Below are 20,932 nucleotides of genomic sequence, written 5' to 3'. Positions count from 1 at the left end.
ATACTAGCGAGAAATTTCACTTCTTAAAATTTGGTATGCTCTGGCAGCATCTTTTTCATGCAAGACTGTTACTATGTAATCTTGTCCGAAAAACGCATTAAAAAGCTCGATTCCATTATCATGTAAAATCTCAGACACGTACGAAACCACATCAGAACTGTGCTCAGATTCGGGAATGTGTATGGTTATCTTTGCCAACCCGGTCTGAAAGAAGTTCCTATGTGATGAAAAAGATTCTAAAATTTTTCTTACATCACTTATGTCCTCAGTCAAAAACCTAAAAGAATCGGTAGATCGAAAAAACTCATAGTCTGGATCAACTCGCATAAATCTATCCATCAAATCTATAGCATCCTTCATTTCAAAATCTTCTGAGAAAAATTTAATGTCTACAATTCCATCAGTCAGAGAAAGTCTTGCATTTTTCAATACTGTCTCATTTTGCATTTCATCTTTTTTTTCGAAAGAGTCTGCGTATCTTTTGATTGCAACCACAATTGTATTGGGGTTCACTGGGCCTCCTACTTGAGACTCGACTTCCTTTTGGAGTTTTATCGCCAATGATGTGTAATTGATCAAGCCCATTTTGATGCAGTCGTAAATAGATCTATTTTTTGTAATTATCTCTCTTACAGCATCAGGAACTGAAAGATTAGGGGTTCGCATAATAGTAATTGCTATTGCTAATTATATTAATTTATGTAATATAATAATTGGTTACTCCATAATCTTTATATAATGTCATACATATTACATAATATGCATAACTATGACATAAATGAATGGGATGAGTTTGACCATCTCTTCCAAAAAATGATGCGACCTTTCAAGGGATTAGACAAAATGTGGAATGACATGACCAGCTCTGAGAACGTACAGACATTTGGTCCTTACTACTATGGGTATTCCCTAACTGTAGGACCTGATGGGAAACCCGTGATTAAAGAATACGGAAATGTCCAACCTGGTCTTCTCCAGAAATCAGAGACACGAGAACCATTTGTAGACGTTATCGTGGACAACAAAGAAAAAATTCTCAAAATTGTGGCCGAGATGCCAGGAGTAGAAAAGAAAGATATCAAGATCGAAGTAGTAGGACGAGCTGTAAATCTTGATGCAGAAAATAATGACAAAAAATACCACACCAAAGTCCCAATCAAACAAAAGGTTGACGAAGATTCCGTCAAGGCAACATATTCTAACGGAATATTGGAAGTAAAATTCAAACTCAAAGAAGAGGATCGACCGCAAGGAAGGACGGTGCAGGTCGAGTGACCTTATTTTTTATGGTGATAAAATTATGAGTGAAATTACATTAAAAATTGCAGAGGCCGCACAGAGACATGTTGGAAAAGGAATAGCTGTAGTAGATCCTAAAATTGTTGAAGATAATGGATGGGAAGCTGGCCAAATTCTTGAGTTAATAGGAAACAGGAAAAGTCATGTTAAACTCTGGTCTGGATATGCTCCAGATTATGGTACGGGAATAATCAAAATAGATGGAATTACCCGTCATAACATAGGGTCAGGGATAGGCGAAAAGATCACAGTAAAGAAAGTAGATGCAATAGAAGCTGAACAGGTAACACTTTCACCTATAGAAAAACTAGGTGAGGATGGACTTCAAGAGTATATGCAAACATACTATATGGATCATGTGCTAACTACTGGTGATACATTAATCGTAACTACTCAGATGGGTGGAAAAACACAACTTGTTGTTAGTGGTACAAGTCCATCTGCAAAGCCGGTTATAGTATCAGAACAAACCGAGTTCAAACTAGGGTCTATGACCAAAGCCATTGACAATTCTATTCCTAGAATAACATATGATGATCTTGGCGGACTACGAAACGAGGTTCAAAAGATACGAGAAATGGTGGAACTTCCTATGCGACATCCCGAATTATTTGAAAAACTGGGAGTTGAGGCACCAAAAGGAGTATTGCTTTATGGACCTCCTGGCACAGGAAAAACACTACTGGCAAAAGCTGTTGCAGGAGAAACCAATTCTCACTTTACTTCTATTAGTGGTCCTGAAATTATTGGAAAATTCTATGGAGAAAGTGAAGAGAGATTACGAGAGATATTCAAGCAAGCCGAGGAAAATTCTCCAAGTATAATATTCATAGATGAAATTGACTCTATTGCTCCAAAGAGGGAAGAAGTAACAGGTGAGGTGGAAAAGAGGATTGTCTCCCAACTTCTCACTTTGATGGATGGAATGAAATCAAGAGGCAAGGTAGTTGTAATTGCAGCAACCAACAGACCTGATTCGATAGATCCTGCATTGCGTAGACCTGGAAGATTTGATCGTGAAATAGAGATTGGAATTCCAGATCAACAAGGAAGAACCGAGATACTAAACATCCACACTAGAGGAATGCCAATTGAAGAAAAAGTCAACTTGGATCAATTTGCAAAAGTGACTCATGGATTTGTAGGCGCTGATTTGGAAATACTTGCAAAGGAAGCTGCCATGAGATCTCTTAGAAGAATTTTACCTGATTTGGATCTAGAAGCTGAAAAAATTCCAGTAGAAATTCTTCAAAAAATTATCATTACAGATAATGATTTCAAGGATGCACTAAAAGATGTAAGACCGTCTGCATTACGAGAAGTTTTGGTTCAGGTACCAAATGTAACATGGGATGACGTTGGTGGATTGGAATCTCTAAAAGAGGAGCTTTATGAGTCAGTAGAATGGCCACTCAAACACAGAGAGGCCTTTGAACACGCTGATGTTGCAGCACCAAAAGGAATCTTACTTTACGGACCTCCTGGAACAGGAAAAACATTGATTGCAAAAGCAGTTGCGCACACATCAGAATCTAATTTCATTAGCATAAAGGGTCCCGAATTGCTCTCAAAATGGGTTGGAGAGTCTGAAAAAGGGGTCCGTGAAATATTCAGAAAGGCACGCCAAGCTTCTCCATGTATCATATTTCTTGATGAGCTTGATTCATTGGCTCCAAGTAGAAGCTCAGGTAGTTCTGATTCTGGCGTTACAGAAAGGGTAGTATCTCAACTATTGACTGAGATAGATGGTCTTGAGGAATTACAGGATGTGCTAATAATAGGTGCTACTAACAGAGTCGATCTCATAGACAGTGCATTACTACGACCTGGAAGATTTGATAGAATCATTGAGGTACCACTACCAGACACAAAGGGACGCGAAAACATATTCAAAATACACACAAGAAAGAAACCACTTGCGGAGAATATTGACTTTGCAAAACTAGTGCAGTTGACTGATGGCTTTAGCGGCGCAGAAATAGAAGGAGTTTGCAATAGATCAGCAATGAGCTCCATACGACGCTATGTAGATAAAAAAGAAAAAAATGTAAAAACAATCAAGATAACTCAGGAAGATTTTGAGACCGCAATACAGAAGATGAGACCACCTATTGCAAAACCAAAACAAGTGATAACACCAGCAATTATATGATAAATTAGTTGATATCACGTGACGGCAAAGGAAGCAATTCTCTATCAAAAGTTACCTAATGACAAGGTCAAATGCACAGCATGCGCTAGATATTGTGAAATTGGAAAAGATCAGATCGGTCTATGTGGAATAAGAGCAAACAACAGCGGCAAGCTTGATCTTCTTGCATATGGCAAAGTAATCACTGGACATGTAGACCCAATTGAGAAAAAACCCGTAACTCACTATAGGCCAGGCACCAACATATTTTCTATTGCTACGACTGGCTGTAATTGGCTTTGTCAACCAAAAGGAACGAAAATCTTGATGGCCAACGGTTCCAAGAAATCTATTGAAAAAATAACCCGTGGTGATAAGGTGTGGTCGTATAATGTTGAAGGTAATTTTGAAATAGTTCCTAATGTTGTTACACATGCTGGTTCGAGATTTGCAGAACTTTTGGAAGTAAGGTATGGAAGTAGAGGACATGGAAAGTTATACCTTACACGAGAACATCCTGTATTTACAACTAATGGATGGAAAACAGCAGAAACACTAGAAGCAGGCGATAAAATCATCAAAGTCTGGTATCAAAATACCAAAGTTTGGAGGGAAAAAAGATTGAACTTGATTCAAAAATCTAAATTCTCATGCAAGAATTGTGATCAAGTAATTGTAGGTATTGATGAATGGAACAGGCATAGAGGAGTTTGTTATTTGAAGGAATATGAAATACCAAAAGAAATACGAATGAAGTATAGTATTAGAATGAAGGCTAATAATCCGATGCACGATCCTATTATAGCAAAAAAAGCACATGAAACAAGCAAAGCTAAATTCATGAAAGATTCTTCTCATGGTTGGCACAAAAATGCTGAAAGATTGCGAAAATGGCTTCATACACATCCATCAGAGTCTCAAAAATTACTTTATGATCTTCTTGATCAAATGAGTATAAAATATGAAAAAGAATATCGAGTTAAAATAGAAGAATATGTTGAGGGCTCGAAAAGTTTCTACATTGCAGATGCGGCTATAATAGAAGCCAAAATCGATATTGAAATTGATGGATGGTGGCACTATAATTCTGAAAAAACTCAACAAACTGATAAAATTAGAGACAAAACTTTGGCTGCAAATGGATGGAAAACCATACGGATTTCTGGCAGACAAATATACAGTCATCCTGATGAAGTTGAGGCTCTTATTCTAGAATATGTTTCACCTTTAGTAAGAAAAAACAAAAAAACTTGGATGGATGTTAAACAAGTAAAATACACAGGCAAAACCACTCAAGTATTCAGTTTTGAATGTATCCCAAATCATAATTATGTAGGAGATGGTATATTGTTACATAATTGTCAATATTGCCAAAATTATGACATCAGCCAGCGACGAAAAATAGAAGGAACTGATATGACACCTCAAGAAGTAGTTGACTTGGCAATCAAGTCAGGCTCTGAGGGGATTGCATATACATACAATCAGCCGTCCATATTTATCGAATTTGCACGTGACTGCGGAGTAATTGCAAGAAAAAATGGATTGTTTAATATTTTTGTATCAAATGGTTATGACACTCCAGAAACAGTCAACATGATGAATGAATTTCTTGATTGTATTACAGTAGATTTTAAGGGAAATGCCGAACCACAATTTTCACGGAAATATATCGGAATCCCTGATCCTCAACCTATATTTGATACCCTCAAAGAAATACACCGCAAAACAAAGATTCACGTGGAGATAACTGACTTGGTAGTACCACAAGTTGGTGATAATCTAGAATCTGCCAAAAAATTATGCCAATTCATCTATGATGAATTTGGGCCTGACATGCCAATACATTTTCTTAGATTTCATCCAGATTACAAAATGATGGATTTCGAACCAACGCCAATATCTACTCTTGAAAAACATCATACGATTGCAAAGCAGATTGGACTCAATTATGCTTATTTAGGAAATGTCTCAGGTCACCCTCTTGAAAATACACACTGCCCACAATGCAAGAAAATTGTTGTCAAAAGATATGGCTTTGACATCCAGGGATGGTATCTTGACGATAATAACAATTGTAATTTTTGTGGTACTAAGATAGCAATTGATGGTAAACTTTCTAAAAACTATAAACAAAGCAGATTCCAGTTTGTACTCTGACATTTCTAAGATCATAATCTATTTTTGAATTCTAATCAAAGGTTAAATATCGTGCAACTCGAATTAAGTCATGCCAACAACTTACATCCTGATCAACTCAGATCTAGGCTCAGATGTTGAAATAATTCAAAAGATAAAGCAAATACTTGGAGGTGAGAGCGGCATCAAGTATGAGATTCAGGGCGTGTATGGTGTATATGATATCATAGTCAAGATAACAGCAGATTCTATGGATCTTCTAAGGAGCATAATTACAAATAAGATTAGAAAAATAGACAAGGTTTACTCTACTTTGACCATGATGGTAATTGAAGAACAAGAAAAGTAACTTAGCCTTTTTTTACTAAATCTATAACCGCATGAATTTCTGATTCTGTATTATAAAAGTGTGGAGAAGCCCTTACAATCTTTTTAGAAAAAATGTCTCTTACCGCTAGTATTATGTTATTTTTCTCCAATCTTGCAACCAAAGTCTTTGAATCCTTATCTTTAACTGAAAAAGAGACTATACTGGTTCGTCGTTCTTCCTCCTCTGGACCATACAGAATCGCGCCATCGATTTTTGAAATTTCTTGTCGTAATAGATTTGCAAGCTTGATGTTTTTCTCTCTGATGGTTGAAATCCCTATTTTTTTCAGATAAATTACTGATGCCTCGAGGCCTGCAACGCCTGACCAGTTTCGGAAACCTGCCTGAAACCTTGCAGGCATTTCCTTATGAGATATCTTGTCTTCATGGAATATGGCAGATTCTCCACCAACCTGAAGCGGTTCAATTAGATCACTTGAATCTCTTCTGCAAAAGAAAATACCCATGCCCATTGGGCCACATAACCACTTTGAACCATTAAAAGACATGAAATTGCAATTAATCTTGTTTACATCAACATCACTAATGCAACCAATAGTTTGTGCAGTATCTACAAAATATGGTATGTTCTTTTCTGAAAGTATTTTACCGATTTCTTCTACTGGAATTATTGCACCTGTGTTAAACAATGCATGACTGAGCACAACAAGTCCAGTGTTTTTATCAATTGTACTTGTAAAAGTATCTGGTTCAAAATAACCCGTTTCATTGATGGGTAAACTTCTTAATTCAACCCTTTGACCTACTCTGACCCACGGATAATGATTGGCTGGATGTTCATGAGTTGAGCCACGTGTTACAATATTAGAATTTGGATTTAATTTCAATCCATTTGCTACAAAGTTTATTCCATCGGTTACACTTTGAGTTAGTACTATCTCTTCTGGTCTGCACTTGATTAGCCCTGAAATTTCTTTTCGTAGGTTTCCAAGCCTTTCTTTTACGTAATTATCGGAAGCCTCTGAATCCGGACCTAGTTCATTGTACTTGACAAGGAAATCACTCATTGCTGCTATGCTTGATCTTGGCATTCTGGAAGTGGAAGCATTATTTAGGTAGATTCTTTCTTTGTATGGAAAGTCTTGGGAATAATCTAAATTCATTATTATATTACAATTTAGTAGTATTTGTATTGTTTAAAAATCCTAGTGATGAATCTCAATCCAAGTTAAATTTGCAAACAATACTGGAGCAAAATCTTATCAATTCCATATTCTATTCTGATCCATTTTTGAAGGCTGGATTTATCTCAAAATTAGTTCAAGATACAAAACTTCAAGTTCTCTACCTAGATCTTGATTTGTTATACAGTGGATACGCGGTCTCGGGAATAACTCAAGTAGAAAAAAATGTGACTCTATTCCAGCCTACCATTGAAACTTTGTATCCCATGATCAAAGAGATCCTAGTAAAAACAAGTCTGTCTCAAACCATAATTATTGTAGATTCACTCAATGGACTCTTTAACATTCTAAATCGAAAAAAGAATATTGGTAAGACTGTCATGTCTATCATCATGTTGTTTGCAAGCATGGTAAAGATGACAAAATCATATCTTGTTGTTGCCAGCATGGTTAGGTACAAAAAAGAAGAGGGTTGGATATTATCCCCCACGGGTAAACGACTCGTTGAAACCAAAAATAGCAAAAAAATTCTACTTGAACCTGAAAAAGAAGGTATTGTGTTAAGCATGCCTAGTGACTCTTGCAAGCTTGTTATTCCCTTAAACTTAATTCCACTAGTCTAGCCTTTTTATTATGTGATATCCAAACTGGGTTTTCACAATATCAGAAACTTGCCCCTTCTCTAATGCAAAAGCCGCTTTTTCAAATTCTGATACCATGGCTCCTCTTGAAAAAAATCCGAGATCTCCACCCCTCTTTTTTGAGACATCCATTGAATATTCTTTGGCAAGATTTGCAAAGCTTTCACCTTTTGAAATTCTTGTCTTAAGATCTTGTGCAACACTTAGTTTTTCAACCAAAATATGTGCGCAGTGAATTTTATTTCCCATGTCTATTTGATTAGCAATAAATTATAAAAAAACGTCGGTCCAAACAATTATCATTCTAAAGATTTGGAATGAGACATTCTCAAATTAACGGTGTTATAAAATTCTCAAACGCCGTTATAACATGCCATTTTTCAGCAAGTTATATTAAGATCATTTCTAAAAGTACTTCCATGCCAGTTGGAATTATTCCAGATATAGGCGAACAAATGTGCATAGGATGTGCACTCTGCGTAGAGATTTGTACATCACTAGGCCCAGACGTATTAAGAGTAAAACCAGTAGAAGGCTGGAAGAGAGGTAAAGCATTTGTATTTTATCCAGAAAGATGCATTTCAGATGGTGCATGCATAGGTGTATGCCCAACAAAGGCAATCTTCTGGATGAGACCAATGGACTTTACTCCAGGTCAACCAGTACCACTCTACAGAAACTCTGTGTTCGTAAAGGGTTGGACTGAACTAATAGATTAAGTCCGCATAAAATTTCTCTTTTTCTTATTTTTATTTCTAAACTTCGTTTTCTACATATATGGTACAGTTTTATAATATACCATGAGCAAACCCGGAAATCTCTGGCGAAAAATGCATGGAAAAATAGCAAAAAAGCCCACAAATTTTAGCTGGCTAATCAGTGACAAGTTAGCTGGCAGTGGAATGCCAACCTCTGTTTCTGAAATAGATTGGATATTAAAGCAAGGAGTAAAATCCATTGTTACAATGACCGAGAACTCACTCCCTGAATCATGGATAAAAAATGTAAAATATCTTCATGTTCCAACAGAAGACTTCTCTGCACCTGACGTGGAACAAATTGATGAAGCAGTAGAGTTTATTCAAAAAAGAATTGAAAATAATGAACCTGTAATGGTACACTGTGCTGCAGGTATGGGAAGAGCAGGTACTATTCTTGCTTGCTATCTTGTCAAATACCAAAAGGTTTCAGCAAAGGATGCTATACAAAAAGTACGAAAAGAGAGACCGGGTTCTATCCAGTCTGAATCCCAAGAAATAGCAATTGGCCTATACTACAAATCCATAAACAAGTAATTTACTCTGGTATGGATGTAGTTACCATCTTGCCGTTTTCAAGTTTGATAAACAAAAATCTGTTATCCTTGAAGATCAAAGTTATTTCACCGTTTTTTTCTTCTACTTCAAGCAGTTCTTGTCCTCTAAGTCCATCGAATTTTGTCATACTGATCCACCAATAATTCCATTTATGAGTGTTAAAAAGTAGAGATAACTAATTTTCGTTTAATCTCTAACAAAGAAATCTGTAGGCATTTGCAGTTATCACAATATACCCCACTATTTGGTGACTTCGATCTCAATTTCTTTAGAGTGTACAGTTTCATCAAATGGTTCTGCATAATCATGTTTGAACCACGAGACATAAACTTCTGCTTCTATCTTGTGTTTACCCACTCCAAGCTCTGATGCATTAAATTGCATTTTTTCATCAAAGTCAAGAAATATCTGTTGAGCTTCAGATTGGCTATTTGGAATAATTGGCTCAAAGTTCTTGGATATCTGTACCCAAATCTTTTTCTCTCCCATCTGTGTCAGCTTTGGATTTCGTGTCCAAAAAAGGGCAACTTTTTTGTACGTATCTAAGGGCTTACCAATTTCCTTCTTTCGGAGGCCACCTGTGTGGAGCTTTACTCCATATCTTAGCTTGAAGGTGTTGTCATGATTATTGTAAGCTTTTTCCCAATTTCTCTCAGTGAAAGCTTCTCTTAATGCGCCTATTACAGAAAATTTCACGTTTATTGTAATATTGTCTTCTGTTCCTGGCTTGTCTGATGCTTTCACCAGAGAAACTCCACTTATTGTATTTTTATCACTGGTCAACTAATTGGGGATGGTTTATATCCTCAATAAGTATTTTTTTGACTTACATGGATGTTCAACTGAAAAAGTCTTCTCCAAAAGAGGTTCAATTGGACATAAGCAAATCCGACATTAGCACTCTCTATATAGTACAGTATGAGATGCTCAAGGATCCTACTGTAGAGTTTGCAGGTGTGGTCTTGAGACACCCACTTACTAGACAACTTGCGATGCGAGTAAACACTTCAAAAGGCAATCCAGTAAAGGAAATAGAAAAGGCAACAAAGACAGCCTTGGAATACACTGCTGAGCTAAAAAAAATAATTTTCTCTAAAATTAAAGGTGACTAAATGAAATTCTGTCCCAAATGTCAGGCACGATTAAAGATAGATAGCTCTGACTCTGAATTTGTATGTCCCAAGTGTGGATACAGCGAAAAAGGAAACAAGGTAACAAAAGAAGTAAAAAATGAAGTTGTTCCTACCATTATTGCATTAGACGATAAAGAAATGAAAGAAGCGTTGCCAACAATCAAAATCGATTGCGAAAAATGTGGAAATAATGAAGCAGTGTGGTGGATGCTCCAAACAAGAAGCGCAGATGAACCAACCACTCAGTTTTATCGATGTATAAAATGCAGCTATACTTGGCGAAACTACGCATAGGTATCATTCGATTTCTTATAATCATCAAATAGATCGCAGTTATTATGAAACAACCTTCTGATTTACTAGGCGATGTTAATAGAACTACTACTTGTTAGCATACAAAGCAGTAAGACAACAGTTCACACCAACCACAGAACTTGGTAATATGATGAAAACATTTCAACAAATGGTGAATGAATGTATAAGAATCGGTCTTGAGGATAATATCTCAACATTAGGTAAGTTTTCATCTTTACATTACAGAGATTTAGACAAATACCAAATACAATCAAAATACAAACTTATTGCAATGTCACAGGCTATGGGCAGACTAGCTCAGAGAAAAAGAGACATCAAGAAAGGCAGAAATCCAAAATCACCCTATGTCAAAAAATTGTATCTTGTATCATGCTATGGATTCAAAATAAATGGAATGTTGCTTTCATTTCCAACCTCAAATGGTGACAAGTTCTTGGTCAAACTAAATGAGTACACCATGTCACAACTGGAAAATGCAGAACCAAGGTCATTTGTGATAACACCTGGTTCAGTATCAATCTCAGTAAGAAAACAAGTAGAGCAAATCATTCCAGAAAACGTGATTGGGATAGACAGGAACTTGAGAAACATAACAATATCAACTCCAAATCAAACTGTAATGTACAAGACTAGCAAGTTATTATCAATAAAGGAAAACACATCTCACGTGATATCGTCTTTTAAAAGATTTGATGTAAGAGTAAAGAGGCATTTCTAAAAAAGGCTTGGAAACAGGAGAACAAGGAGAATCCAGCAACATCTACACATAATCTCAAAAGACATTGTCAAAAAGGCAGTAGAATCAAAGTCAATGATAGTTTTGGAGGATCTAAAGGGAATAAGAAAATTATACAGAAAGGGAAATGGTCAGGGAAACAAGTATCGAAGAAGATTAAACTCATGGTCGTTCTATGAGTTGCAACGGCAGATCCAGTATAAGGCATCATGGGAAGGGATTCCAGTAAAATTTGTAGATCCAAAACGCACCAGCCAACTCTGTCCAATGTGCAGAGATAGAATCCAAGAGGACAGGTTACAACTTCGTAAATTGTTGTGCAATAATTGTAAGAGATCAATGGACCGCGATGTTGTTGCATCCATGAACATATCTTACAAGGGGTGGAGTAGGTTTTGCCATCCTAGAGGGCTTCCAGAAGAAGCGATGAAGGGAGAAGATGGAAAACTTACGGCCATTAATCCTGCAAGTAGATGGAAGCAAGTCGAGTTTAAAGACGCGAGCTGTAAACTTGACAGAACCCGCATAAGGTTTAACTTGAACATTCTGGAGATGTGAGTAAGTTTGGTATTTTCTGCAAAGACTGGGGGTTCTGAAGAATGGAAAGCAGTCATCTCTGCCATATCAACCCTAGTTGAAGAAGCTACATTCGAAGCTACTGGTGAAGGAATTGCCTTCCGCGGAATGGATCCATCACACGTAGCATTAATCGATATTGCTTGGCCTAATTCTGCATTTGAAAAATATGTTTGTGACGAAGATGTCAAGTTTGGAGTACGAATAGACGAGTTCTCAAAACTGATCAAAAGAGCTGATAAAAAAGACAATATAGAAATCAATATTTCTGAAGACAAGCTTTTACTTGTTACAATAGGTAAAAATAAGAAATACAAAATGCGATTGATTGAAAGTTCAGCAACTGATACACCACTTCCGAAAATTACCTACAATGCAAAAGTTGGTGTACTATCTACAGAATTTGACAAAATACTTGGTGATATACAAGTAGTTTCAGAATACTTGTCCATTAATGCTAATTCCACAAAAGCAGAATTTTCAGGACGTGGTGATTCTGGCGAGGCAATCATAACACTAGAAAAAGGAATGCCTGAAATGCCAGAAATTGAGGTAAAAGAAGATAGTAATGCAACCTACAGCTTGGAATATCTCAATAGTATAGTGAAAGCAATAGGTACTGTAGCAGGCACAGTGATTTGCGAATTTTCGAGTAAAATGCCGCTTAGATTAGAATTTAAGGTAGCAAACATAGGAAGAATTCACTTTTACCTTGCTCCTAGAGTTGAGAGTTAAAAGATTTTAAGGATAATGGGACGAGGTTAAACTGATTTGAAACTTGTTCTAAAATTCGGTGGAACTTCTGTCTCCTCCCCGCAAAATATACAAAATGTTTCAACTCTGATAAAAAAACTAACAAAAGAACACAAAATCATTCCAGTGTTTTCTGCCATAAGCGGAGTTACAGATGATTTAATCAGAATAACACATCTGATTCAAAATAGAAACAAGGAAGCTGCAAGTTCGCTTGCAAAGAAAATCATCAAGATGCATACTGATATTGCAGAACAATGTGTAAAGAACGCAAAAATAAAAAAAGACTTGATCAGCAAAATGAAGGCAGATCTTGATGAATTTGAGGATCTGTTGCATGGAATGTTGTTACTTGGAGAGGTCACACCGCGGTCTTCTGATTACATGATCTCATTTGGTGAAAGATTATCCATAAACTTGGTTGCATTTACATTAAATGAGATGGGTGTAAAGGCGGTACCACTTACAGGAAAAGATGTAGGAATAGTTACTGATTCTAATTTTGGAGGGGCAAAGCCACTCATGGATACAACACGCTTGCATGTATCTCATACTGTAGAAGATCTTTTACAAAAGAAAGCCATGCCAATAATTGGAGGATTTGCTGGAGCCGATCAGCATGGCAACATAACTACATTTGGAAGAGGTGGGTCTGATTATACTGCAACTATTATTGCATCAAGCATAAAAGCAGACGAAGTCTGGTTAATGAGCGATGTAGACGGTTTGATGACAACTGATCCAAAGATTGTAAAAGATGCTAAACTGATCAAGGAGGTATCATACATTGAAGCAATGGAAATGGCATTGTTTGGTGCAAAATACATTCATCCAAGAGCACTTGAGCCGCTTGTCGCAAAAAAAATTCCGTTGCGTATAAGAAATACGTTTAACATTGGTAATCTAGGTACGCTGGTTACTGCTACCCCTCAAGCTGATACACAAAAGACTGTAAAATGTGTCAGCACAATAAGGCATACCGGACTAATCGATGTTAGGGGTGGAAGTATGGTTGGTGCACCTGGTACTGCAGCTACAATATTTTCAATACTTGCAAAAGAAGGTATTAACATAATGATGATATCTCAAAGTCCATCCGAGTCATCCATATCAATTATAGTGAAGAAGAATGATTTGGACAAGGCCGTAAATGCACTTGAAATGAACTTGCTTGGTAAAGTCATTAAAAAAGTAGATGTTACAGTAGATGTCTCCATCTTGGCTCTCATTGGTTCTGGGATGAGGGGAATTACAGGTGTTGCCTCCAAAGTATTCACAGCTGTAGCAAAAAAAGGTGTAAATGTAATAATGATAGCCCAAGGTTCGTCTGAGCTTAATCTTGCATTTGTAGTCAAAGACTCTGATTGTAATGCAGCAGTACAGGCATTGCATGACGAGTTTAATCTTGGCAAGTGATCCAACTTCTTTCTAAAAGCATATTTATGTAAATTAGATGTTCATAGAACATGAACAGATTTTTACTTTTAGCAATTATTATCATAATTGGAGGCCTTGTAGCTTCATTATCATTATTCAATGATCAACTCGCTAATGCTGGTTCAATAAAGAAAATCCAATTCACCAAAACAATCACATCCATACAAGATCCTGGAATTGGTCACAGTAATGAACAGATAGCAATAGTGTTGCCGCCAAACAGCGGTTCCATTTACCATGGAACAATTACATACAGTTCAAGTCAGCCTGTTCAAATTGTTATTCTACATCAAATTAACAAGAATGATTCAAAGGGACAACCAATTTGGACAGTGGATGGCAATACACTTTATGCCCAGACAACAATTGACACAAATTCAACTGGTGGCAGTATGGATTTTGCAGGATCTGCAATAGGCCTTTATTCAACAAATTCTAGCCAGTTTACTGCTACCGTGAGTGTAGACGGATGGATAAGGGTAACAACTCCTGATGTTATTCAAGCTACCATTACACCATTAACGGAAAATTATACACTCAAACTAGCAGAAAGCACAATTCCAGTACAGATACCTATGCATGAGGGACTGGTCAATGGAAGGGCTGTTTATTATATCATAACAGATTCAAGCAATAATCTTGTAGCAAATACAATATCGGACAAACAAAACTGGAAGGTTCAACTATCGCCAGTATTGGCTCATGCTCCAATTACATCATTTGATAACATCTTCATCTTTACAAACGGTATCACTGGGAATGGAACACAAGGATATCAAAATGATGTGTTATCGTTTACCCCCTCTGACAATCAATATAGTCCATTAAGCAAGGTAATTCAGGTATCGTGGAATATAGGACGAGGACCATTTCTTCTTAATTCTACACAAGCGATTCTTGATGCAAACATGACTGGAAAAATAAAACTGACTGTCACTGATACAATCTTGAATACTCCCCAAGTAATCTGGAATGGAGGTACATTGAATGTAAGAGCCAATAAGATATTGTCAGATCAGACATCGTATTTGAATGGACAAGTACTTGATATCAATGTAAATAGTATGACTGCAACCTTTGTTGGACATAGAGGATGGGGACCAGATGGAAAGACAATATACTATATCATTACTGCGGGAACTCCTAAAGGACCTGCACAGACTATGGGAATTCAATACATTCCTTCACTTTCACTTCTTGGCTTGTCAGCAAGAGATGTCTATCACTTTACTAATGGTTTGCAAGGTGCAGGACCATTTGGTTATCAAGAAGGAATTTCTAGTGCACAACCAGGGGATTCTACTTACAGTCCTATCTGTAAAATTTCAATAATAAATTGGAACGATCCAAGCAATGCAAAAGTTTTAGAAAATAAAAATGATATTGAATATGAACGATCCGCAGGAAATATCACAGTACGGGAAGCAACAACTCTTGGCAACAGTTACATTCTTGATTGCCCAATCATAACTCAATGAAAACATCAAAAGGGATAAATTTACTTTGAAAATCTCTACTATACATGACCGGCAAGCTGTTTATTGTAGGTGTAGGTCCTGGTCATCATGACCATATGACTTTTCGCGCAAAGCAAGCAATTGAAGAAAGTAACACAATTGTTGGCTATGAAACATATGTTAACTTGGTTGCGGATCTGATAGAAGGAAAAGAAGTTCACAGATATGCAATGACACAAGAAGTTGAAAGGGCACACCAGTGTATCGATCTTGCAAAATCTGGAAAGATAGTATCGCTTGTATCAAGTGGAGATCCGGGAATATATGGTATGGCAGGCCTGATCTATGAAATTTTGGCAGAAGAGGGATGGGACAGAAAAATTGGTCTTCATGTTGAAATAGTTCCGGGAGTTTCATCGCTCAATTCTTGTGCTGCACTAGTTGGTTCTCCTCTCATGACAGATTTTGCTGTAGTAAGCATGAGTGATCTGCTTGTACCTTGGGAGATTATAACAAAGAGAGTAGAAGCAGCAGCGCAGGGTGATTTTGTTATTGTAATATACAATCCTGCAAGCAAAAAAAGGATTCATCAATTGCAAGATACTCGAAAACTTCTTCTAAAATACAGATCGCCAAATACACCAGTAGCAATTGTAAAGGGTGCATTTCGTGAATCAGAAGAAATCGTTCTAACCGATTTGGAAAGCATGGAAAAACACAATGACAAGCTTGGCATGATCACTACTGTGATAATTGGTAATTCTTCGACTTTTATGTACAAAGATTTGATGATAAATCCCCGTGGTTATACATCAAAATATAATATTGTAGAGCCGCAGCAGACCCGAAAATAACATGACATCAGTCCAGATTGGACTAACCATACCACAAGGATGGCTAGATGAGTTTCACACTGATAATCCTTATGAACAATTTTTGTTTTCAAAAAATATTGCACTAGCTGCAGAACATCTTGGCTTTGATGCAGGATATGTCTATGATCATTTTGTTTCTCATCCATCAAATAATAGTACCAAGACTTTTTTTGAAGCCTATACACTTCTTTCTGCAATTTCTTCAATAACATCAAAACTTCGAATAGGGCAGATAGTAACATCCAATTCCTTTAGGCATCCATCTCTTTTGGCAAAAATGACATCAACACTTGATGCAATAAGCAATGGAAGGCTGGAGTTTGGTATAGGAGCAGGCTGGTTTGGATATGAGTATGATTCCTATGGATACAAGTTTGATGATCTAGTAACACGAGTAGAACAACTTGATGAATCCATCAAAATAATCAAAAAGATGTGGCAAAATCAAAAATCCAACTTCAAAGGAAAACATTATTCTATTAAAAATGCCATCTGTGATCCAAAACCCATTCAGCGACCTCACCCGCCAATTATGATAGGTGGAGCAGGAAAAAGTCTCATGAAGGTTGCAGCAAGACATGCTACTAGGTATAATCATCCATTTGGGACACCTGAAATTTTAGAAGAAAAAATAAAACTATTAAAAGAGAACTGTAAACTAGTCAAAAGAAATTATGATGAAATAGAAAATTCTGTATTGTTACGAATTTTGGTTGGAAAAGATAGTGATGATGTAAAAAATATTATATCAAAACTAAAAAAGAAAAACGAATCAATTGCAGAATTTATCATACGTTCAACCGATAGTATTGCAGTAGGTACTCCAGACGAGGTAAGTAATTACTTGCAACAATATCAGAAAATTGGAATAAATTACTTTATTGTTAATTTCATAGGGCTATCAAAATCACTTGAGATGATGTCACTATTTTCAAGAAAAGTAAGACCTACTCTCAAGTAGTTTTCTTTATTGCTTCTGAAAGTTCTTCAGTCAAGACAATTTTTTCCCTTATCGGCTTGATTATATTGGTTACATATTTGGAGACTGTAGCCTTTAGATCCGATGGATGTAATTTTTTTTGTGCAAAATCTGTTTCTAAATCTTGATAATTTGTATATGTAACGTTGCCGCCAAATTTAGCAGGGCGTTCTACAATAACTTCATCGAATTCATGAAAAATAATATGTTTTGAGATCTCAAGTACTGGATTCTTATCTACAATTCCCTCCGGGCACCACGCTTTTTTGAATTTTGAATTAATTTCTTCATCTGTATCATGAACAAATATTCCTGATGCAGATTTTGATTTGCTCATCTTGCTTGACACAAAATCTGAGTCAGAATTTGAGATAGGCTCTGGCTCTCCAAGTCCTGCAAGAATATGATGATGAACTGCAACTGGTACCTTCCACTTCATTTTCGGGAAGATTTCTCTTACAAGCATGTGTATTTTTCTTTGATCCATTCCAGCATGTACAATATCCAAATCCATTGTATGGATGTCTACAGCTTGCATTGGGGGATAGAAAAGCTGACCAAGGTCAATCTTATCTTTCTCTGCACTTCTTCCCATTATTGTCATCGAACGCATGGTGCGCTCAAGAGACATGTTCTTTGAAAATTTGACAAGGTCTAACCAATATCCTCTTCTTGATTCATAAAGTTGTGAGCCTTCCACAATCTCAACTCCAGGGCAAAACATCTTGAATGCATCAGCATAGTATTTTGATACCATTCGTATCTTATCCCAGTCTCCGTCAAGTTTGTTGTTCAGATAAGTGTGCCAATCTGCCAAAAATACCGTACACTTTACTCCAGCTTTGATAAAGTCATTTATCTTGAATCCCGTTAGTATCAAACTACCCAAATGCATGAAACCAGATATCTCAAGACCAATGTAGTGTTTGGGTTGTGAATTTGTGTTAAACAGATTTAATAGCTCTTCTTCAGTTACCACTTCTTCTGTGGGCTCTCTTTTCACAAGCTTGATTTTTTCTGTTACATCCATTCCAGCCAGATTCCAACATGTATTCCTATAAATTTAAGCATCAAGTTCTTGAACTGACTTTCTAGGACGTGTACTGAGATAAAATGCATGTGTGCTTATCAGAAATGCTGCAAGAAACATCTTTGTTGCAAAGATGAGATTCCACGGTCTATTTGGATCCGGATATGCTACTGTGAGAGAATCAATGTTAGGAGTAACACCATTTATCATTCCTGCAGTGATTTGGGAACTCAATAGAATAAAGTTGTAAATTGTTTCATAGAGTGTAATTACTGCTAACCCCAAGAGCATCAGTTGTACCGTTGCAAGTTTCCATTTTGAAACAGTGACTGTTCTTTTCCAACCTATTCGCGAAACACAATACCAACTAATAATTGATGTAAAAAATAACCATGTTAGTAATTTAGCAAAGTGTGGGGCTGGAAATTCTGTCTTGACAAGTACCTCACCCATCACATATGTGCCCTTGGTAGACCATTCCTGTATCATAGCATAGAATCCAAATATGGTGATAGAACACATTATGAACGCGCTAACATAGAAAACATACAAGAAGATCTTGTAACTCGGATCATTTTCTTGCAGGTGTACCTTCATTTGATTCCAATGCATATCTCCAAAATATAAAAATTGGTTTTAATTTAGGAAGTTTAATTATGGCGAAAATTTTCTATTGTATTATTGAAAATTCCAATAAATATACCAATTATTGAAAAAGACGAAATAAATGAAGTATGTTCTGTATTAACAGAGAAATCTCTAACAACTGCAGCAAATGCTGGTGGAAGGAGAGTACAAGAGTTTGAACAACTTTTAGCCTCATATACAAAATCAAAATATGCAATAGCAGTAAATTCTGGAACAGCTGCTCTACAAGCTGCACTTTATGCTCTTGACATAAAACAAGGCGATGAGGTTTTGATACCATCTTTTACATTTGTAGCAACTGCCAATTCCATTCTGTCAGTTGGTGCAAAGCCGGTGTTTGTTGATATACGTCCTGAAAATTATACAATGGATCCAAGTGATCTTAAAAAGAAAATAACAAAAAAATCCAAGGCAATAATGCCAGTCCATCTATATGGAAATTTTGCATACATGGATGAAATTTCTGAGATTGCTAACATGCATAATCTTGAGATAATTGAAGACGCATGTCAATCACTAGGAACTACATACAAGAAAAAACAATCTGGAACATTTTCAAAAATGGGCTGCTTTAGCATGTATGCTGCTAAAGTCATAACTGCTGGAGAGGGTGGTGCTATAGTTACGGATGATAAAAATCTCTTTGAGAAACTACGCAAGATCAGAAATCATGGAATGCTTCATGGATATGACACCCGAATACTTGGACTGAATCTAAGACTCCCAGAAATTTGTGCCGCACTAGCCAAAGTCCAGATGAGAAAACTTACAAAATTTTTGGAAAAGAGAAAAAAGAATGCGATGATTCTTAGTGAACTCTTGTCTGATCTTGACGTCATATTGCCTCAAGAGAGAAATGATGTACATGTAAACTGGTATCTTTATACGATTGCCACCAAAAATCGTAATAAACTAATGAAACAGCTAAATTCACAAGGAATAGGCGCAACTGCATACTATTCCATCCCAGTACATAAAACTCCGTTTTATAAAAAACCTCTCAAACTTCCTCTTACTGACTGGGCTGCCAACTCTGTACTCAGTCTTCCAGTGAATCCATTGGTCACAGAAAATGACTTGCATTACATTTCAAAGACATTACACAAATTGATTGCATGAATCTGATTGAAAATATTGCAGGAGAATTGTGCAGGATTCTTCTTCCAATAGAGGATGAGATGTTTTTTGGGAATCCAAAATCGAACATAGCAATTTGTACCCTATCAAGTATGAGTCTACTAAAAGACATTTCAAAATCATCTATTATCAAAGAGGTTGCAATAGCTGGAAGATTGTTATCTGAAAACAAAGGAATTGATTCTCTTGTAAGATCTGTAATATTAAACGAGAAAATTGACACGATCATACTATGTGGAAAAGATACACTTGGACACAAACCAGGCGATTCTTTACTCTGTTTATATAAAAATGGAATTAATGCAGACCAGAAAATTATTGGTTCCTCAAGCCCGCATCCTATATTGACAGTTACAAAAAAACAAGTATCAAAATTTCAAGTACAAGTAAAAATAATAAACAAAGTAGGAGAAACTAGTATCTCACAACTAAAAACCATGATTGAGACTATGAGATAAACTCAGTAACCATCTATCTGTCTTTGTCTGTTTATCTGATTCTTTTTTTGATACTCTTTTAGAATATCGTCTGGAGTCATGTTAAGCTCAAGTGAAGCTTGAATTACAAAATGCCAAATGTCTATTAGCTCTTCGCGAGCTGCAGCTTCATCAAATGGCGTAGGTTTTTTCCACCACTTCCAATCTGTGTTTCTTTGAAGCTCAACTGCTTCATGAATTATTGCTGTACAAAGTGCAGAAATCTTTCCCTGGGTGTCTTTTGGATAGCGATCAAGATTCATCATTTTTTCAAGATTTTTTTGAAGACTGAAAATTGTATCCAGTTTGTCAACCATTATTCTATTTTTTAATTTGGGAT

25 protein-coding genes and 2 pseudogenes are annotated in these 20,932 nt (G+C 36.4%); 19 read left to right on the top strand and 8 right to left on the bottom strand.

The window, feature by feature from the left end; translation table 11 throughout:
- Positions 1 to 3: 3 nt before the first annotated feature.
- Complete coding sequence (locus tag BQ3481_RS08700) at positions 4 to 666, bottom strand: ACT domain-containing protein (RefSeq protein WP_157927908.1); 663 nt, start codon at positions 664 to 666, stop codon at positions 4 to 6.
- A 93-nt stretch (positions 667 to 759) separates the two neighbouring features.
- On the opposite strand from BQ3481_RS08700, the gene hsp20 reads away from it, so the two are divergent.
- The 5 genes and pseudogenes from hsp20 to BQ3481_RS08675 all read left to right on the top strand — a co-directional run bounded on the left by hsp20 (position 760) and on the right by BQ3481_RS08675 (position 5,918).
- Positions 760 to 1,275 (top strand): archaeal heat shock protein Hsp20, encoded by a 516-nt coding sequence (gene hsp20 / locus BQ3481_RS08695; RefSeq protein WP_231911776.1) that lies wholly within the window; start codon positions 760 to 762, stop codon positions 1,273 to 1,275.
- A gap of 25 nt (positions 1,276 to 1,300) precedes the next feature.
- Positions 1,301 to 3,451 carry a CDC48 family AAA ATPase gene (locus BQ3481_RS08690; RefSeq protein WP_157927907.1) on the top strand — a complete coding sequence of 717 codons (2,151 nt, stop codon included), beginning with the start codon at positions 1,301 to 1,303 and terminating at the stop codon, positions 3,449 to 3,451.
- An 18-nt stretch (positions 3,452 to 3,469) separates the two neighbouring features.
- Positions 3,470 to 3,736, top strand: a pseudogene (locus BQ3481_RS08685) (AmmeMemoRadiSam system radical SAM enzyme); the annotation flags it as partial.
- Positions 3,737 to 3,757: 21 nt separating this feature from the next.
- A complete protein-coding gene (gene amrS, locus BQ3481_RS11885; protein WP_157928537.1) occupies positions 3,758 to 5,590 on the top strand; it encodes an AmmeMemoRadiSam system radical SAM enzyme in 1,833 nt (610 codons plus the stop codon).
- 70 nt (positions 5,591 to 5,660) lie between these two features.
- Entirely contained in the window at positions 5,661 to 5,918 is a 258-nt protein-coding gene (locus BQ3481_RS08675; RefSeq protein WP_157927906.1) for an Lrp/AsnC ligand binding domain-containing protein, read from the top strand.
- A 1-nt stretch (position 5,919) separates the two neighbouring features.
- Here the strand turns inward: BQ3481_RS08675 and BQ3481_RS08670 are convergent, their stop codons facing one another.
- On the bottom strand, positions 5,920 to 7,062 hold the full coding sequence (locus BQ3481_RS08670; protein WP_157927905.1) for an aminotransferase class V-fold PLP-dependent enzyme: 1,143 nt from the start codon (positions 7,060 to 7,062) through the stop codon (positions 5,920 to 5,922).
- A 29-nt stretch (positions 7,063 to 7,091) separates the two neighbouring features.
- Between BQ3481_RS08670 and BQ3481_RS08665 the strand changes: the two genes are divergently transcribed.
- Complete coding sequence (locus tag BQ3481_RS08665) at positions 7,092 to 7,706, top strand: hypothetical protein (protein WP_157927904.1); 615 nt, start codon at positions 7,092 to 7,094, stop codon at positions 7,704 to 7,706.
- Here the strand turns inward: BQ3481_RS08665 and BQ3481_RS08660 are convergent.
- Positions 7,698 to 7,973 carry a peptidylprolyl isomerase gene (locus tag BQ3481_RS08660; RefSeq protein WP_157927903.1) on the bottom strand — a complete coding sequence of 92 codons (276 nt, stop codon included), beginning with the start codon at positions 7,971 to 7,973 and terminating at the stop codon, positions 7,698 to 7,700. The two genes, BQ3481_RS08665 and BQ3481_RS08660, sit on opposite strands and share 9 nt — an antisense overlap.
- Positions 7,974 to 8,143: 170 nt before the next feature.
- Between BQ3481_RS08660 and BQ3481_RS08655 the strand changes: the two genes are divergently transcribed.
- Positions 8,144 to 8,443, top strand: coding sequence for an NADH-quinone oxidoreductase subunit I (locus BQ3481_RS08655; RefSeq protein ID WP_101009164.1), 300 nt, complete (start codon positions 8,144 to 8,146; stop codon positions 8,441 to 8,443).
- 81 nt (positions 8,444 to 8,524) lie between these two features.
- Entirely contained in the window at positions 8,525 to 9,019 is a 495-nt protein-coding gene (locus BQ3481_RS08650; RefSeq protein ID WP_157927902.1) for a dual specificity protein phosphatase 23, read from the top strand.
- Position 9,020: 1 nt separating this feature from the next.
- Here the strand turns inward: BQ3481_RS08650 and BQ3481_RS11630 are convergent, their stop codons facing one another.
- Both BQ3481_RS11630 and BQ3481_RS08645 read right to left on the bottom strand, forming a co-directional pair.
- Positions 9,021 to 9,167 (bottom strand): DEAD/DEAH box helicase family protein, encoded by a 147-nt coding sequence (locus BQ3481_RS11630; protein ID WP_173848094.1) that lies wholly within the window; start codon positions 9,165 to 9,167, stop codon positions 9,021 to 9,023.
- Positions 9,168 to 9,280: 113 nt separating this feature from the next.
- Positions 9,281 to 9,823 (bottom strand): hypothetical protein, encoded by a 543-nt coding sequence (locus tag BQ3481_RS08645; RefSeq protein ID WP_157927901.1) that lies wholly within the window; start codon positions 9,821 to 9,823, stop codon positions 9,281 to 9,283.
- A 47-nt stretch (positions 9,824 to 9,870) separates the two neighbouring features.
- Here BQ3481_RS08645 and BQ3481_RS08640 point away from each other — a divergent pair, with 47 nt between their 5' ends.
- The 9 genes and pseudogenes from BQ3481_RS08640 to BQ3481_RS08600 all read left to right on the top strand — a co-directional run bounded on the left by BQ3481_RS08640 (position 9,871) and on the right by BQ3481_RS08600 (position 17,283).
- Positions 9,871 to 10,152 carry an RpoL/Rpb11 RNA polymerase subunit family protein gene (locus BQ3481_RS08640; RefSeq protein ID WP_157927900.1) on the top strand — a complete coding sequence of 94 codons (282 nt, stop codon included), beginning with the start codon at positions 9,871 to 9,873 and terminating at the stop codon, positions 10,150 to 10,152.
- Positions 10,153 to 10,467 (top strand): transcription factor S, encoded by a 315-nt coding sequence (locus tag BQ3481_RS08635; protein ID WP_157927899.1) that lies wholly within the window; start codon positions 10,153 to 10,155, stop codon positions 10,465 to 10,467.
- A 91-nt stretch (positions 10,468 to 10,558) separates the two neighbouring features.
- Positions 10,559 to 11,206 (top strand): hypothetical protein, encoded by a 648-nt coding sequence (locus BQ3481_RS08630; protein WP_157927898.1) that lies wholly within the window; start codon positions 10,559 to 10,561, stop codon positions 11,204 to 11,206.
- Positions 11,207 to 11,218: 12 nt separating this feature from the next.
- A pseudogene (locus BQ3481_RS08625) lies at positions 11,219 to 11,782 on the top strand (RNA-guided endonuclease TnpB family protein); the annotation flags it as partial.
- Between the two features lie 6 nt (positions 11,783 to 11,788).
- The gene (gene pcn, locus BQ3481_RS08620; RefSeq protein WP_157927897.1) at positions 11,789 to 12,535 is read left to right on the top strand and encodes a proliferating cell nuclear antigen (pcna); all 747 of its coding nucleotides are present in this window, start codon (positions 11,789 to 11,791) and stop codon (positions 12,533 to 12,535) included.
- Positions 12,536 to 12,571: 36 nt separating this feature from the next.
- Positions 12,572 to 13,969: an aspartate kinase gene (locus BQ3481_RS08615; protein ID WP_157927896.1), complete on the top strand. Its 1,398-nt coding sequence runs from the start codon at positions 12,572 to 12,574 to the stop codon at positions 13,967 to 13,969.
- A gap of 50 nt (positions 13,970 to 14,019) precedes the next feature.
- Entirely contained in the window at positions 14,020 to 15,468 is a 1,449-nt protein-coding gene (locus tag BQ3481_RS08610; protein WP_157927895.1) for a DUF7482 domain-containing protein, read from the top strand.
- A 44-nt stretch (positions 15,469 to 15,512) separates the two neighbouring features.
- Positions 15,513 to 16,301, top strand: coding sequence for a precorrin-3B C(17)-methyltransferase (gene cobJ, locus BQ3481_RS08605; RefSeq protein WP_157927894.1), 789 nt, complete (start codon positions 15,513 to 15,515; stop codon positions 16,299 to 16,301).
- A 1-nt stretch (position 16,302) separates the two neighbouring features.
- Positions 16,303 to 17,283, top strand: coding sequence for a TIGR03560 family F420-dependent LLM class oxidoreductase (locus BQ3481_RS08600; protein ID WP_157927893.1), 981 nt, complete (start codon positions 16,303 to 16,305; stop codon positions 17,281 to 17,283).
- Here the strand turns inward: BQ3481_RS08600 and BQ3481_RS08595 are convergent.
- The gene (locus BQ3481_RS08595; protein ID WP_157927892.1) at positions 17,276 to 18,331 is read right to left on the bottom strand and encodes a tyrosine--tRNA ligase; all 1,056 of its coding nucleotides are present in this window, start codon (positions 18,329 to 18,331) and stop codon (positions 17,276 to 17,278) included. The genes BQ3481_RS08600 and BQ3481_RS08595 overlap by 8 nt on opposite strands.
- Before the next feature lie 33 nt (positions 18,332 to 18,364).
- Entirely contained in the window at positions 18,365 to 18,928 is a 564-nt protein-coding gene (locus BQ3481_RS08590; protein ID WP_157927891.1) for a hypothetical protein, read from the bottom strand.
- An 84-nt stretch (positions 18,929 to 19,012) separates the two neighbouring features.
- Between BQ3481_RS08590 and BQ3481_RS08585 the strand changes: the two genes are divergently transcribed.
- Both BQ3481_RS08585 and BQ3481_RS08580 read left to right on the top strand, forming a co-directional pair.
- Positions 19,013 to 20,098, top strand: coding sequence for a DegT/DnrJ/EryC1/StrS family aminotransferase (locus tag BQ3481_RS08585; RefSeq protein ID WP_157927890.1), 1,086 nt, complete (start codon positions 19,013 to 19,015; stop codon positions 20,096 to 20,098).
- Positions 20,095 to 20,574, top strand: a complete 480-nt coding sequence (locus BQ3481_RS08580) for a tetrahydromethanopterin S-methyltransferase subunit A (RefSeq protein WP_157927889.1) — start codon at positions 20,095 to 20,097, stop codon at positions 20,572 to 20,574. The genes BQ3481_RS08585 and BQ3481_RS08580 overlap by 4 nt, the downstream gene beginning before the upstream one ends.
- 2 nt (positions 20,575 to 20,576) lie before the next feature.
- Here BQ3481_RS08580 and BQ3481_RS08575 read toward each other — a convergent pair whose 3' ends face one another.
- Positions 20,577 to 20,909: a dUTPase gene (locus tag BQ3481_RS08575; RefSeq protein ID WP_157927888.1), complete on the bottom strand. Its 333-nt coding sequence runs from the start codon at positions 20,907 to 20,909 to the stop codon at positions 20,577 to 20,579.
- Positions 20,910 to 20,932 lie beyond the last annotated feature (23 nt).

This window comes from Candidatus Nitrosotalea okcheonensis, assembly GCF_900177045.1.
Lineage (GTDB): Archaea > Thermoproteota > Nitrososphaeria > Nitrososphaerales > Nitrosopumilaceae > Nitrosotalea > Nitrosotalea okcheonensis.
This window is presented reverse-complemented; position numbering and strand designations above follow the sequence as displayed.